Below are 14,550 nucleotides of genomic sequence, written 5' to 3' on the forward strand. Positions count from 1 at the left end.
ATTTCACCGTAGCTCCAAGCTTGGGAGATGGCTTTTTTTGTGCCGCAAAAAAGAAATGAAGGATTTTGGAAATGGAAGTTAAAAAAGAAATCAGTGTTGGTGGGCAAGCCGTAATTGAAGGTGTGATGATGCGTGGGCCGGAATCCATTGCCACTGCGCTGCGTCGCCAAGATGGCACAATTGAACTTTTCAAGGAGCCTTTCACCAGCAAAGCCAAAAAAGGCAGTTTTTTGGGTGTGCCCATCATCAGGGGCTTCGTATCTTTGATTGAGATGTTGAATATTGGCATGAAGACCCTCACGCTTTCAGCAAACAGAGCGGAATTGGATCTCAAAGCCGAGGAAGAAGCCAATGGAAAAAAGCAAAAAGAAAAGAGTAAAGTTGCCCTGCAAGTGGAAAATATCATCAGCTACATTTTTGCCTTTGGCCTGGCTTTTATACTTTTCGCCTGGCTACCCTACAGGATTGCAGATTGGATTGGTCTTTCAAAACAGAATTTCTATTTCAATCTATTCGCCGGCAGCATCCGCATCGTGTTTTTCGTTTTCTACATTTGGCTGATCAGTCGTCTCAAGGACATCCACAGGCTTTTCCAATATCATGGCGCGGAACATAAAAACGTGAACGCCTACGAAAAAGAGACCGGGCTGGAAATCTCTGCAATCCAGAGCAACACCACCATTCACCCGCGTTGTGGCACCAGCTTTATGTTTTTTGTTTTGTTGGTGGCAATCCTGATCTTTTCCGTGACAGACACCCTGGTTTCCGTGTTCATTATAAAAGGTCAGGTCCCGATGGCTCTGCGTTTGGGTTACCACTTTCTTCTGATTCCTCTGGTTTCAGGCGTCAGCTACGAAATCCTGAAATTCAGCGGCAAAAACCTGAAACATCCTGTGGTGAAGATTCTCACTGTACCCGGAATGGCTTTGCAGCGCATCACCACCCAGCAACCTGATGACCTCATGGTTGAAACCGCGTTGGTAGCGATGAAAGCCGCTCTGGACATGGATTTGGATGGACACCAAGTGAAGGTGATGCAAAGCTGATGTTACCCCGCGAAAAACTGGAGGGTTTGAAACAGGAATTGGCTGAGTTGCAGGAAAAGCTCTCGGATAGCAGCATATTGAGCGATCCACGCCGCTATAAAGAACTCTCTCGCAGAAACAAGGAACTTTCCCAAATCTGCGCAGAGTGGGATCTTTATCAAAATCTTGAAACACAAGCCCGGGACGCGGAGCAAATTATAAAAACGGAAAATGACCCCGAGATGCTTGAGCTTGCCCGAGCGGAACTGGTTGATCTCAATAGCCAAATGGCAGCAAGCGAAGAAAAACTGCGAGATTTGCTCATTCCCAGCGATCCAAATGATGGCAAAAATGCGATTGTGGAAATCCGCGCTGGGACCGGAGGCGAGGAAGCCGCGCTTTTTGTGGCTGTTCTCTACCGCATGTATGGCTATTATTCTGATCAAAAAGGCTGGAAACTCCAACTTTTGGATTTGAACGAAACCGGTTTGGGCGGCTACAAAGAAATAATCTTCATGCTCAGCGGTGAAGATGCCTTTGGCATGATGCGTTTTGAAAGTGGCGTACACCGCGTTCAACGCATCCCAGTCACCGAATCCGGAGGTCGCATCCATACCTCCGCTGTCAGTGTGGCTGTGCTTCCTGAGGCTGAAGATATCGATGTGGAAATCAACGAAAACGAACTCCGCATCGATGTTTACCGCAGTACCGGCCACGGTGGCCAAAGTGTGAACACAACTGACTCCGCGGTCCGCATCACGCATGTCCCCACCGGAATAGTGGTCACCTGTCAAGACGAAAAATCTCAGATTAAAAACAAGGCCAAGGCAATGAAAGTCCTGCGTTCCAGGCTCCTGGACGCGGAAATCAGTCGCCAGGAACAGGAAATCGCCCGTTCTCGAAAAGCCCAAGTCAGCACCGGAGATCGTTCCGCCAAGATACGTACCTACAATTTTCCCCAATCCAGAGTCACAGACCACAGAATAAACTTGACAAGCCACAACCTCGATGCTTTTCTGGCAGGAAACATCGACGAGTTTGTCCAAGCTCTGCGAATGGCTTGGCGCAGCGAAAAGGTTAACGAATAATGTCAATACCACTTTTAATTCTTTGGATCGCGGTTTTTTTGCTTCTGCTGACCCTGTCTTTTCTGTTTTCCGGAATTGAAAACGGGGCGGTTTCCATCAATATGGTGGAATTGGAAAGCAGGGCCCGCAAAGACAAATCTGCCGCCACGCTGTTTCGGGAACTGCAACACAAGGATCGTGTTTTGGGAACCACCCTGCTGGGGAACAGCCTTGTAAACATCTTGATTGCAAGCCTTTCCACCTTTGTCGTGAAGGAATATATCGGCGGTTTCGATGCAAAATACACCGCGTTGGTGGTGGGTGCTGTCGTTCTCGTATTTGGAGAGGTGATACCCAAATCCATCTTTCGTGACCACGCCGACGTCCTCATGCCCAGGTTTTATCCCTTCCTGCGTGTTTTCCAATTTCTTTTCAGACCACTGGTAAAAGGAATTTCCTGGCTGAACGCGGCCTTGAGAAAACTGCTCAAACTATCCGATGTCAACGAGTTCGACTACCTGACGAAAGACGACATTTCCTACCTCATTTCGCTGACCCAGGATGACGATGAGGACGAACCGAGGCTGGAAATGATTGAAGACGCGCTGGAATTCACGGACCAGGTTGCCCGCAACGTGATGGTCCCACGCACGGAATTGATTGCCATTCCAGCCACTGCCACCGTTGCCGAAGCCATCGAAATTGCCCGTGAAGAAGGATATACTCGCTACCCCGTTTACGGAAAAAACCTTGACGATATCACAGGCATTCTCATCATCTACGATATCTTGAAAACAGGACAAACAACTGATGTGACGGTGGATAAGTTGCTCCGCGAACCCTTTTTCACGCCCGAAAACACAAACCTCGACGTATTGCTCAGCGAAATGCAAAAACATCGTCGCAGCATTGCCATCGTGGTTGATTCCTATGGCGGAACCTCTGGCATCGTGACCATGGAAGATATTCTGGAAGAAATCTTTGGCGACATTGCGGATGAATATGACGAGGAAGAAGAAATTCCCGAAGTGGAGCAGGTGGCGCCAAACACCTGGTTGGCACAGGCGGACACAGAGATTGACCGCTTGGAGGATGAATATGGCATCACGCTTCCTGAAGGTGATTATGAAACTTTGGCGGGTCTGATTCTGGATCGCATTGCCCGCATCCCCCACCAGGGTCAGATTATCAATGTGGAGCCATACCGCCTCCAAATCCTGCAAGCCACCGAAAAGAAAATCATCAAAGTTAAAATACATAAAACAGATACAAGAGGTGAACCATGAAACTGATGGAATGCGTTCCAAACTTCAGTGAAGGCCGTGATCAGGCCATCCTGGATGCGATCGCTGCATCCATCCGCGCCGTCAAAAACGTTGTTTTGCTCGACGTTGACCCCGGTGCGGACACAAACCGAACAGTTTTTACCATGGCTGGAGAGCCGGAAGCCGTTGTGGAAGCAGCTTTCCAGGCCATAAAAAAAGCCGCTGAACTCATCGACATGAGCAAACATCGCGGCGAACATCCCCGCATGGGCGCAACTGACGTGTGCCCCTTCATTCCAATTTCTGGAATGACCATGGAAGAATGCGTGGAATATGCTCACAAACTTGGAAAAAGAGTGGGCGAAGAACTCGGTATCCCAGTTTATCTATATGAAAATGCCGCCTCCAAAGAGGAATGGCGCAATCTTGCCAATGTGAGATCCGGCGAATATGAGGCTCTGTCCGAAAAAGCCAAAGACCCAGATTGGAAACCGGATTATGGCCCCCACACTTTCAACGCCCGCAGCGGCGCGACAGCCATCAGCGCGCGAGAATTTTTGATTGCCTACAATATTAATCTGAACACCCGCGACAAAAAGAAAGCGCACGATCTCGCGCTCACCATCAGGGAAAAAGGCCGTGTCGCCCGAGACGAAGCGGGAAAAATTGTCCGCGACGAAAATGGAGAAAAAGTCAACGTGCCGGGGCTTTTCTCACATTGCAAAGCAGTTGGTTGGTACATCGACGGTTACGATCGCGCCCAAATCAGCATCAACCTCACAAATTACAAAATCACTCCGCCTCATCTCGTGCTGGAAAAAGTGCGTGAACTCGCTTGGGAAAAAGGAATACAAGTCACTGGCAGCGAATTGGTTGGCTTGCTTCCCAAAGCCGCTTTGCTGGAGGCTGGAAATTATTACCTTGAACGTTTGGGCGAAAGCACCGGCCTTCCTGAAAGAATGGTGATGGATACAGCCATCCAATCCATGGGACTGGCGGAATTGGGCCCCTTCGATTTGGATAAAAAAGTGATTGAATATGCCATCGCGCCTTCTGACAGTCTCTGTGCGTTAAGCCTGGAAGCTTTTGCAGACCTGCTTTCAACTGATTCCCCCGCTCCGGGAGGAGGCAGTGTTGCAGGACTTTGCGTGGCACTTTCCGGAGCGCTTTCCGCCATGGTTTCAAACCTCACAATAGACAAAAAAGGCTATGAAAAAGTGCAGGATGCCGTGCGTGAATTCGCTCCGCAGGGCCAGGACATCAAGCTGCGCGCTTTGCAATGTATCGACAACGATACCAACGCTTTCAACGCTTTGATGGATGCAATGCGCCTTCCCAAGAAAACAGATGAAGAGACCGCTTTCCGCGATGCCGAAATCGAAAGAACAACCCAGCAGGCCATCCTTATCCCCTTCAAAACCTTGGAGATAGCCTGCGAAGCCGTCAATCTGGCAGACAAGGTGGCGGACGTCGGAAATGTGAACGCTCTCTCCGATGCCGGAGTGGCAGCTCTCACCGCTCTCAGCGCTGCAAAAGCGGCGGATTACAACATCCTCATCAACCTTGCCGGCAGCAAGGACGAAGCTTTCAAAACCGACATCAAAGCCCGTGCCGCCGGAATCGTTAAAGAGTGCCAGGAACTTGCAGACACCATTGAAAGCAAGATCCGCGCACGCATGTGATTTATTTCAACAGATAAAAAACCCGGTGGTGGGCATTTTCCCGCCGCCGGGCTTGAATTCTGATGCTCGCGCTCCAAATTATTCTCTATCTGATCTTGGTTTTGCTGAACATTTTGGACGGAGTTTCCACCTGGAAAGTTGTGCGTCCCAAACACTTGCACCGTGAACGAAACCCTGTGGCGCGTTGGATGTTTGCCAAACTGGGTCTTTTACCGGGTCTCATTTTGGCAGAATTGCTCTGGATTTCATTCATCACCGCGGTGGTTTTCCTGCTGGGAAGCTTTCCCGTTTGGGGACATATCGTTTTGATATTATTGATTTTAGGCATAACCATATTTACCTGGATTGTGGTGGGTAATTTCAAAAACTGGCGTGGCATCCGTGGGCGTCAATTGGCACAAGAACAAGGATCGGAGACCAAAAAATGCTAAAAACGCTTGCCAGGATTGGAGACAGCTATCCCCTGCTTGTGGGACAGCTTTTCGTTTTTCTGGTTTTGAACATCCTGGATGGACATTCCACTTGGAAAGTAGTGAAACCGGATCATTATTTTAGAGAGAAAAATCCCATTGCCCGCTGGGTTTTGCGCAAGCTTGGCGCCCTGCGCGGGATAGTTGTGTTCAAGTTTGTGCTGCTTATGTTTTTAGGCGGCATCCTCGCCTTCTATGGGAAAAAAGAAACCCGTTCCCTGAATGTAATGTTCGGCGTCGCCAATCTCGTGTTTTTGGGCGTGGTTATCAATAACTATCGGGTTCACAAAAAAATCAATTCCAAAAGGAGCCAACCATGGGAAATATCTTAAAAATCTTGTGTCTGGTTTTGGTCCTTTCAGCGGCGGTTCTGCCGTTTTTTGCGCAGGTCAATGGAGACTTGCAATATATTGGAGATAAAGCAATTCTGCACGTTTGGGGAAGCCACCACGAGCGCGGCCATGCCCAGGGATATCTGATTGCCGAGCCCATCCTCGACGTGTTCGATGAATTTTTCTGGATCATGTTTATGTTCTCGGATTCCGTTTGGTATCAATATCTTAAGGGCTTGCACACAGATCATTTCGACAACGATCCGCGCATTGTGGAAGAAACCCAGGGATTGATTCAAGGCATTGTGGATTCCGGTGCCAGCCTCTATCACGCCGGGCTGCAGCGGGATTTGGATCACACAGACTTCCTTTTCATGAATGCGTTTTTGGATATGCAGCACGTGTCCAAGTCCGCTGGGGACAACCAGATGCAGCTGGGCTGTTCCTCCCTGTCCAGTTGGGGCATTTCCACTGCCGAAGACGACCTCCTGCAAGGCGCTTCCGTCATCACGCGCTGGCTGGATTGGTCTCTTTATGATTCCATTGTGGATAACCCGCTTGTTGTGATCCATCATCCCAGCGAACCGGACGAACAAAAATGGCTTTCGGCAACCATCCCCGGAATTTTGGGCGCCGTAACTGCCGTTTCCGAACACGGAGTTTGGGCTTCGTTGAACCTTGGCAACGACCATTCCTTCACCGCGCAGACCGGCTTAAATCCCATCCTTTTGGACATCCGCCGCGGCATGGAACGCTTTGACTACAACCAGGATGGACAGTTCAATATCTACGACGTGACCACTGCCATCCAGGACGGCACCCACTTGAGTGGCAGCATCATCCACACTTTGAGCGAAAGCCAGGGGATGGTGGAATCCGTCGTGGTGGAAACCAATAATTCCGGCACCGTGCTGCGCTATTATGACCACCCTGAAGCTCTTTTGCAGGGGCAAAACCTCGCCGCCACAAACCACTTTCGCGCGCTAACTTTTCCTTCCTGCTGTTCTCGCTATGCCAGCATCAAGGATTCCCTCGATATTGATTACCAAGTTTCTCCCAAACGCCAGTGGAGTCTGATGGTTGGAGCTGCCGGGCTGGATAATTGCCTGGCCGCGTTTCAATATATTCCCAGCCTCGGCACGATTCTGTGGGCGGGCGCGTCCTCGGGGCTTCCAGCCTACCAAAATCCTGCCATTGAGCTCTTTCTGGATAACCTTTTTAGCTTTTCCACCCCGGTTGATGACCCCGTTTTTTCCACTCCCAGCATTGCCTTTTCGTTGTATCCGAATCCAGTGGCATCCATGGCTGGTCTCAAAATCCAAAGCGGCAGCAACTTCGACACCATCAGTGTTCACAACATCCGCGGACAACTCGTGTTTTCCCAGCAGTTTTCAAATGCCAAAACCCAGGCGGAAATATCTTTGCCCACTCTTCCCGCCGGAGTTTACCTGCTCAAACTTTCCGAGCGCTCTGGTTTTCAAGCCACACGCAAACTTGTGATTACGCCCTAAATTTTTCGTCCCTTATTATCTGAACGAGCCTGATGTAATAACAGCGTCAAAGCCCTAACTCTTTGTGTCGCTTAAGATTGCCTTTGAAACATAAGGGACACTAAAGGCGGCAAGAGGGAAAGGGTCAAATTGATCTACTGTCAAAAAAGCCGATCACAGTGCTCTCGAAAGCCGGGCAAAGTCATTTGTAACAGGGAGTTGGAGTCACTAAAAATAGAGCCGGACAAGTAAAATAAACAGGTGCCAACTTCAACCCGCCTAAGCCCTGGCTCATGCTTTAGCCCGGATTTTCCAAGGAACTTCTCATGCCCGCTATGGGATGATGCCGAGGCATGAGTGGGTTGATCTTGAGCCAGAGTCAAGGAAGACGCTTGAAAGAAGCGTTTTGCGTTTATTCCAAGCCGACAGTCCTTTTCCTTTCTTGATTCCAAAACAAATTCCGCTTGGCTCGCCCTCGTCAAAAGCCCGACCGTGGTCGGACATCCGGGGAAGAACAGACAACAGGAAATCCTGTTCAAACCAAGAGCAAGGCTGGAGCGAAAAATCTTTGGACAGCTCGGTTCAACTCCGAATGAAAACGGGTTGAAAAAGCAGGATTGTGGGAAAAAAGTGCTCAAGGAAAGTCCGGCACCCTCTTTTTCATTGACAAAAATGAGGCAGTCTAATTTTGTATTAAATTGATATAATCCATTTACAGGATAATATAAAGGCTTCAGAATTGGAGAACTTATGAAGATATTAATCACCGGAGGAGCCGGATTTATCGGCTCCCACCTGGCGGAAAAACTGCTCGAGGAAGGCCATGAGGTCAGAATTGTGGACAATCTTTCCACAGGCCGGCTGGATAACATTGAACACCTTAAAGGTAACGGCAGCTTCCGCTATAAGATTGGAAGCATTCTGAACCGTGACTTAATGGAAAAAATGATGGATGGGGTGCAGCAGGTTTACCATTTGGCTGCCGCCGTTGGAGTGAAATATATCATCGAAAATCCGCTGCTTTCTCTGAAGACAAATATCGGGGGCACGGATAGCATTTTGGAACTGGCCAACAAACACAAAGCCAAGGTGTTAATCACATCCACTTCAGAGATTTACGGCAAAAATGAGAAGGTTCCCTTTTCCGAAGAGGACGACCGCATTTTGGGCTCCACTCACATCAGCCGCTGGGGCTACAGCGACAGCAAGGCCATCGACGAATTCATGGCTTTGGCATACTTTCGGGAAAAACGTCTGCCGGTTGTAATCGTGCGTTTATTCAACACCGTGGGACCGCGTCAAACCGGTCAATATGGCATGGTTTTGCCAAAATTCATCAAATCCGCGCTGTTGGATCAGCCCCTCGTGGTGTATGGCTCTGGCAAGCAAACCCGCTGTTTCGCAGATGTTGCCGATGTTGTGGGCGCGCTCATCAAGCTGATGAACACACCGAAATGTGAAGGTGAAATCTTCAATGTGGGCACCACGGAAGCCATCTCCATAGAAGACCTTGCCAAAAAAGTCCGGCAAATGTGCAAAAGCAAATCCCGCATAGAATATATGAGCTATGAAGACGCGTTTGAAGAAGGTTTTGAGGATATGATGAACAGGATGCCAAATCTGAATAAAGTTAAAGAATACATTGGTTATGAGCCCAATTTTAATCTGGATGCCATCATAAAACGGATGCTTGAACACTATGAAAACTAGATTTATCTTGGTCATCGCGCTGGTTTTTGCATTTGCCTTGAGCGCGCAAACCCTGCCGCAGCCCGGGATGCAGACTTTCATTTCGGTGAACGTGACCGGTTTTGTGGCAAATCCTGGAACCTACCAGGTGACTTCACTCAGCAGGGTTTCAGACGCCATAAGGCTTGCAGGGACATCTCAAACAACAGCTCTGGCGCAGCCTACACTTGATTTTCAAAAGCTGCAGATGGCGGCGCGGGATTCCCTGTTTGAAAATTTTCAGGGGCTGCGAAGTGTCAGGCTTATCCGTGGCAATCAGGCTCGGACCTATGATCTGATGAAATATTCGCGGGTGGGAGATTTGGAACAAAATCCGCTGCTTAAAGATGGCGATCTCATCCAGGTGCCACCTTTGGAAACCTCTGTCAGCATTTTTGGGGAAGTGTATTTCCCTGGGGAATATGAGTTTGTGCCTGGAGACCGGCTTTCCGATATTTTGGGACTTGCCCAAGGTTTCACCCTCGCGGCGGATAGAAATGTGCTCAGCATTTACCGCTATCGTGAGGATTCCCCTGAATTCGATATTTTGCGAGTTGACCTGCAGAGCCAGGCAGCGTCTGAGGTTCTTTTGAAACCACACGACCGCATCAGTGTTTTCGCGGACAGCGAACATCGCCGAGCTTGGAAAATCACTGTGGAAGGAGATGTGCGTGCTCCCGGGGAATATCTTGTGGATGAAAATACCACGCTTTACGATGTTCTGCTGCTTTGTGGCGGTCCCAGTTCGCGCGGAAACCTGCGCAGCGCAATTTTTGCCAATCGGCCTGCCGCTCAGGAGCCGGATCTGGAACTGCAGCGCCTGTTGACCATTGATATTTCGAACATGACCTCCATGGAATACTACTATATGTTAAACCGCATTCGCCAGTTTCCAGGACGCTATTCCATTGATGTTCTAAGCACTTGGGAAAGCAAGGGCGCCGAAGCCAACCCGCTTTTGCGCGATGGAGACTACCTGTTTGTGCCCAAGCTGATGGATATGGTGGAAGTGAGCGGGCAGGTGGCAAATCCAGGTCTTATCCCCTGGGTGGAGGGTGAAAATTATGAATATTACATCCGCAAGGCGGGTGGTTATACAAATAATAAACGTTCTGGCGGGACGCGTGTGATTAGCTCTGCCAGCGGAAACTGGGTGAAACCCTCGAAAAAGATGGAATTGAACCCCGGCGACCAGATTTATGTTTCAGAAGAAGTCACATACGACAACTGGAGTCGCTTCAAGGATGTCATGTTGATTGCCACTCAGGTGATGACGATTTTCCTTGGTATTCGCACTTTAACACATTGAAGGAGATAGAAATTTTGAAAGTACCGATGCTCGACCTGCACGCTCAATATGAATCGCTGCTGCCCCAAATTCGCGCCGCGATGGATAAAGTGATGAGCGAACATAATTATATTCTGGGGCACCAAGTGAAGGAATTTGAAGACAAAATGGCAGCCTATCTGGATGTGAAACATGCAATTGGCTGCGCTTCCGGCACAGACGCCCTGGTTTTGGCCATCAAGGCTTTGGAATTTGGCCCGGAAGACGAAGTGATTACCACTCCCTTCACCTTTTTTGCCACGGTTTCATCCATCTGGAGAAACGGCGCCCGGCCTCGTTTTGTGGATATTGACCCCAAAACCTTTAACTTGGATCCAGATAAAATCGAAGCAGCCATCAGCCCCAAAACGAAAGCCATCATGCCGGTGCATCTTTTTGGCCAGTGTTGCGATATGGATCGCATCATGCAAATCGCGCAAAAGCATGGGCTGAAAGTGATTGAAGATAACGCTCAGGGCATCGGCAGCACCTGGAATGGAAAGATGAGCTGCAGCTTTGGCGACATCGGAACGCTTTCATTTTTCCCCAGCAAAAATCTGGGCGCGATGGGTGACGGCGGCATGTGCCTCACGAATGATGACCAGCTTGCAGCCAGGCTGCGCCAGCTTCGCGTGCATGGCGAAGGTCCAAAGTATTACCACAAATGTGTGGGCTTGAACAGCAGATTGGACACGCTGCAAGCCGCGATTTTGGATATCAAACTGGATTATCTGGCTTCCTGGAGCGAAGGAAGACGCAGCAACGCGGAGTTTTACAACCGCCATCTGGCTGAGATTCCACAGGTTAAAACTCCTTATATTGCACCGCAGGCTCAGACCATCTACAACCAATATACCCTCATTTGTGAAGACCGCGATGGCTTGCTTAACCATTTGAAATCTCGTGAGATAGGTTGCGCGGTTTATTATCCGCTGCCTCTGCATTTGCAGGAATGTTTCACCGAGCTTGGTCACCAAAAAGGCGAAATGCCAGTGTCGGAAGAGATGGCTGAAAAAGTTCTTTCAATACCCATCTATCCAGAGCTTTCGGATGAGCAAAAACTCTATGTTGTGGATTCCATCCGAGAATTTTACCAGAGAAGGTAAGGATTATGAACATCATTGTTTGCATAAAACAGGTTCCAAACACCACTGAGATCAGAATTGATCCGGTTACAAACACTTTGGTGCGCGAAGGGGTGGAAAGCATCCTCAATCCTTTCGACACCTATGCCATCGAAGAAGCTGTGCGGCTGAAAGAAGCGCATGGCGGACAAATCACCGCCATTTGCATGGGTCCGCCCCAAGCCGAGGAAACCTTGCGTGAAGCGGTTTCCCTGGGTGTGGATGAGATTATTTTGCTCTCAGACCGGCGTTTTGCCGGAGCTGACACTTGGGCAACCAGTCTCACCCTGGCCGCGGCGGTGAAAAAAATCGGGGATTTTGACCTCATTATGTGCGGTCAGCAAGCCATTGATGGCGATACAGCCCAGGTTGGACCTGGGATTGCGGCTCACCTTAACCTTCGCCAAGGCTGCTTCATCCGCAAAATTGAAGAGATTACGGATTGCACAGTGACCGTGCAGCGTCTTTTGGAAGACGGTTTCGACACCCTGAAACTGAAACTTCCTGCTGTGATTACAGTTGTGAAAGAGATAAACACTCCGCGGCTTCCCTCCCTGCGCGGAAAACGCAATGCTCGCAACGCGGAATTGAAAATCTGGAATGCCGATGATCTTGGCTTGGACGAAAAAGCAATTGGTTTGAACGGTTCGCCCACCCAGGTGGTCAAGATTTTCACTCCCAAGCATGACAAACAGACCGAAGTGTTCAGTGTTGAGCCGCAGGAAGCAGCCCAACTCATCATTAAACGTTTAGACCGTTTTACCCGGGGAGGTTAACCTTGCAAACTCTGTTGGCTTATCCAAATATCGATCCCAATCTGGTGAGTTTTTCCCTCTTTGGCAGGGATTTTGCCATCCGCTGGTATGGTTTTTTGTATGTGCTCAGCTTCATTTTGGGCTACATTTTCTACCGTCGTCTGCTCAGGATGCGCGGAGTGAAAGTTAATCGCGACCAATATGAAGGAATCATCTTTTCCATCATGCTGGGCGTGATTCTGGGCGGAAGGCTCGGCTATGTCATATTTTACAATCTGCCCTGGTATCTGAAACATCCGCAGGAGATTCTTTATGTTTGGGAAGGCGGAATGAGCTTCCACGGTGGCGCTTTGGGTGTGATAATTGCCACGTGGTTTTATCTGAAGCGGCAGAAATTAGATTTTTACCAGTTGGCTGATCCGGCTATGCCATTGGTGGCCGTTGGTTTAGGCTTGGGGCGGCTGGGAAACTTCATCAATGCGGAACTTTGGGGCAACGAAACCACCCTGCCCTGGGGCATGGTTTTTCCCACCGACCCGGAAGGGCTGGTTCGCCATCCCACCCAGCTTTATGAGCTTTTCCTGGAAGGCGTGGTGCTTTTTGTGGTGAGTATGATTCTGCTCAAAAAGTGCAAAAAAGAAGGCATGGTTTTCTGGAATTTCATCGGATTATATGGTATTTTCCGCTTTTTTGTGGAATTTGTGAGGGTTCCGGACAGTTTGGAAGTATATGATAAATACGGATACCTGTTTGGTTTCATGACCATCGGCCAAATTTTGAGCTTTTTGATGGTTGTGGCAGCCATTATCGGCATCTGGATGTTGAATAAAAAGAAGACTTTGGAGACCAAATGAAACGTTTGTTTTTGGGCCTGACGCTTGTTTTGGCCATCTTAACCAGCTCATGCGCCACAATAAAACCGGTGGACAGAATGGAGCTGTTGCGCATGGAACTGTCCCGTTGGCAGGATTTTAGAGCCGACGGCGTGGTCAACGTGAATTATACCGGGTTGACGATGCGCAAGATGTTTGTTTTGAACAAAACCAGGGATGAGGCGCGATTGGACATCCTGGACGGCGGCGCTTTTGGTATTAGTCCCAGTCCATTGATATCCATATACTTAGCTGATTATTTAGCCGTGGATTCCCCTCTCGTTCCACAGCTCCAGGCTTTGGCACAAATCGGCTTTGGCAGCGGTGGAGGATATTTGAGCGTCCTCAACGATGTGGATGATTTGGTGGAAAAATATGGCAGCCTGATTCTGGAAGACAACACTTTGGATTTGAGCGGCACGAGCCTGCTTTTTTCACCCGCCATGAAGCTGCTGAAAATTATGAATCCGGATTCCGGCGTCTCTGTAGATTTCAATTACACCTCCAAGGGCGATCCAGACAAAGTGGTTCTGAGCCTGGGTAAAAGTGGCTCCATGGAACTGCTGGTGGATTCGATTAAATATGGCGGTACAGAAGTCACACCTCTGCCACGTCCTCAGGAAAACAGCGGTGGATTCGAGATTCCCGGTTTCCTCAAAGACCTTTTGAAAAAGCCATGATCAGTCGCTACAGTTTGCCCGAAATGGAAAGGGTTTGGACCCTGCAAAACCGCTATGAATGCTGGCTGGAAGTGGAACTGGCTGCATCCCGTGCCATGCACGAACTGGGCATGATTCCAGATGAAGATTGGCAGGCAATTTCCAGTAAAGCGGATTTTTCCTGTGAGCGCATTGAAGAAATTGAAGCCGTCACACGTCATGATGTGATTGCTTTTCTCACCAATGTGGCGGAAAATGTTGGCCCCGCTTCACGCTGGATTCATTTTGGTCTCACGTCCTCCGACACCCTGGACACAGCCACAGCCCTGCAGCTCAAACAATCTGGCGAGCTGATTTTGGCAGAGCTGCACCGTTTGGCGGAAACCCTGAAGCTGAAAGCTCGAGAGCATCGTCGAACGCTTTGCATGGGACGCTCTCACGGAATTCATGCCGAACCGATCAGTTTCGGTCTCAAATTCGCGCTTTGGTTCGAAGAAACCCAGCGCAATATCAAGCGCTTGCAGGACGCCATCGACACCGTCGCGGTTGGACAATTCAGCGGCGCGGTGGGAAATTTTGCCCATCTTGACCCGCGTGTGGAAGAGCTGGCCTGCGAATATCTGGATTTGAAGCCAGCCAAGGTTTCCACCCAGGTCATCCAGCGCGACCGCCATGCCTTTTTCATGAATGAGCTTGCCCTGATCGGCGCTCTGATGGAAAAAATTGCCTTGGAGATTCGCCATCTTCAGCGCAC

14 protein-coding genes are annotated in these 14,550 nt (G+C 49.4%); all 14 read left to right on the top strand.

Going from position 1 to position 14,550, the window contains the following annotated elements; translation table 11 throughout:
- Window positions 1-71: 71 nt before the first annotated feature.
- On the top strand, window positions 72-1,046 hold the full coding sequence (locus GX135_00550) for a DUF1385 domain-containing protein (protein ID NLN84577.1): 975 nt from the start codon (window positions 72-74) through the stop codon (window positions 1,044-1,046).
- Entirely contained in the window at window positions 1,046-2,113 is a 1,068-nt protein-coding gene (prfA, locus tag GX135_00555; GenBank protein NLN84578.1) for a peptide chain release factor 1, read from the top strand. Before GX135_00550 ends, prfA begins: the two co-directional genes overlap by 1 nt.
- Window positions 2,113-3,378 carry an HlyC/CorC family transporter gene (locus tag GX135_00560; protein NLN84579.1) on the top strand — a complete coding sequence of 422 codons (1,266 nt, stop codon included), beginning with the start codon at window positions 2,113-2,115 and terminating at the stop codon, window positions 3,376-3,378. The genes prfA and GX135_00560 overlap by 1 nt, the downstream gene beginning before the upstream one ends.
- Window positions 3,375-5,039, top strand: coding sequence for a glutamate formimidoyltransferase (gene ftcD / locus GX135_00565; GenBank protein ID NLN84580.1), 1,665 nt, complete (start codon window positions 3,375-3,377; stop codon window positions 5,037-5,039). Before GX135_00560 ends, ftcD begins: the two co-directional genes overlap by 4 nt.
- A 62-nt stretch (window positions 5,040-5,101) precedes the next feature.
- Window positions 5,102-5,470 carry a hypothetical protein gene (locus GX135_00570; protein NLN84581.1) on the top strand — a complete coding sequence of 123 codons (369 nt, stop codon included), beginning with the start codon at window positions 5,102-5,104 and terminating at the stop codon, window positions 5,468-5,470.
- Complete coding sequence (locus GX135_00575; GenBank protein NLN84582.1) at window positions 5,464-5,841, top strand: hypothetical protein; 378 nt, start codon at window positions 5,464-5,466, stop codon at window positions 5,839-5,841. The genes GX135_00570 and GX135_00575 overlap by 7 nt, the downstream gene beginning before the upstream one ends.
- Window positions 5,826-7,352, top strand: a complete 1,527-nt coding sequence (locus GX135_00580) for a T9SS type A sorting domain-containing protein (GenBank protein NLN84583.1) — start codon at window positions 5,826-5,828, stop codon at window positions 7,350-7,352. The genes GX135_00575 and GX135_00580 overlap by 16 nt, the downstream gene beginning before the upstream one ends.
- A 729-nt stretch (window positions 7,353-8,081) precedes the next feature.
- Window positions 8,082-9,041: an NAD-dependent epimerase/dehydratase family protein gene (locus GX135_00585; protein NLN84584.1), complete on the top strand. Its 960-nt coding sequence runs from the start codon at window positions 8,082-8,084 to the stop codon at window positions 9,039-9,041.
- Window positions 9,031-10,368 (top strand): hypothetical protein, encoded by a 1,338-nt coding sequence (locus GX135_00590; protein NLN84585.1) that lies wholly within the window; start codon window positions 9,031-9,033, stop codon window positions 10,366-10,368. Before GX135_00585 ends, GX135_00590 begins: the two co-directional genes overlap by 11 nt.
- Window positions 10,369-10,382: 14 nt before the next feature.
- The gene (locus tag GX135_00595; protein NLN84586.1) at window positions 10,383-11,492 is read left to right on the top strand and encodes a DegT/DnrJ/EryC1/StrS family aminotransferase; all 1,110 of its coding nucleotides are present in this window, start codon (window positions 10,383-10,385) and stop codon (window positions 11,490-11,492) included.
- Between the two features lie 5 nt (window positions 11,493-11,497).
- Complete coding sequence (locus GX135_00600) at window positions 11,498-12,286, top strand: electron transfer flavoprotein subunit beta/FixA family protein (protein ID NLN84587.1); 789 nt, start codon at window positions 11,498-11,500, stop codon at window positions 12,284-12,286.
- An 11-nt stretch (window positions 12,287-12,297) separates the two neighbouring features.
- Window positions 12,298-13,119 carry a prolipoprotein diacylglyceryl transferase gene (locus tag GX135_00605; GenBank protein ID NLN84588.1) on the top strand — a complete coding sequence of 274 codons (822 nt, stop codon included), beginning with the start codon at window positions 12,298-12,300 and terminating at the stop codon, window positions 13,117-13,119.
- Entirely contained in the window at window positions 13,116-13,817 is a 702-nt protein-coding gene (locus GX135_00610; protein NLN84589.1) for a hypothetical protein, read from the top strand. Before GX135_00605 ends, GX135_00610 begins: the two co-directional genes overlap by 4 nt.
- Window positions 13,814-14,550, top strand: a 737-nt coding sequence (locus GX135_00615; GenBank protein ID NLN84590.1) for an adenylosuccinate lyase, incomplete at its 3' end; no start/stop codon positions are given. The genes GX135_00610 and GX135_00615, both read left to right, overlap by 4 nt.

It is taken from the genome of Candidatus Cloacimonadota bacterium (assembly GCA_012522635.1).
Classification (GTDB): Bacteria; Cloacimonadota; Cloacimonadia; order Cloacimonadales; family Cloacimonadaceae; genus Syntrophosphaera.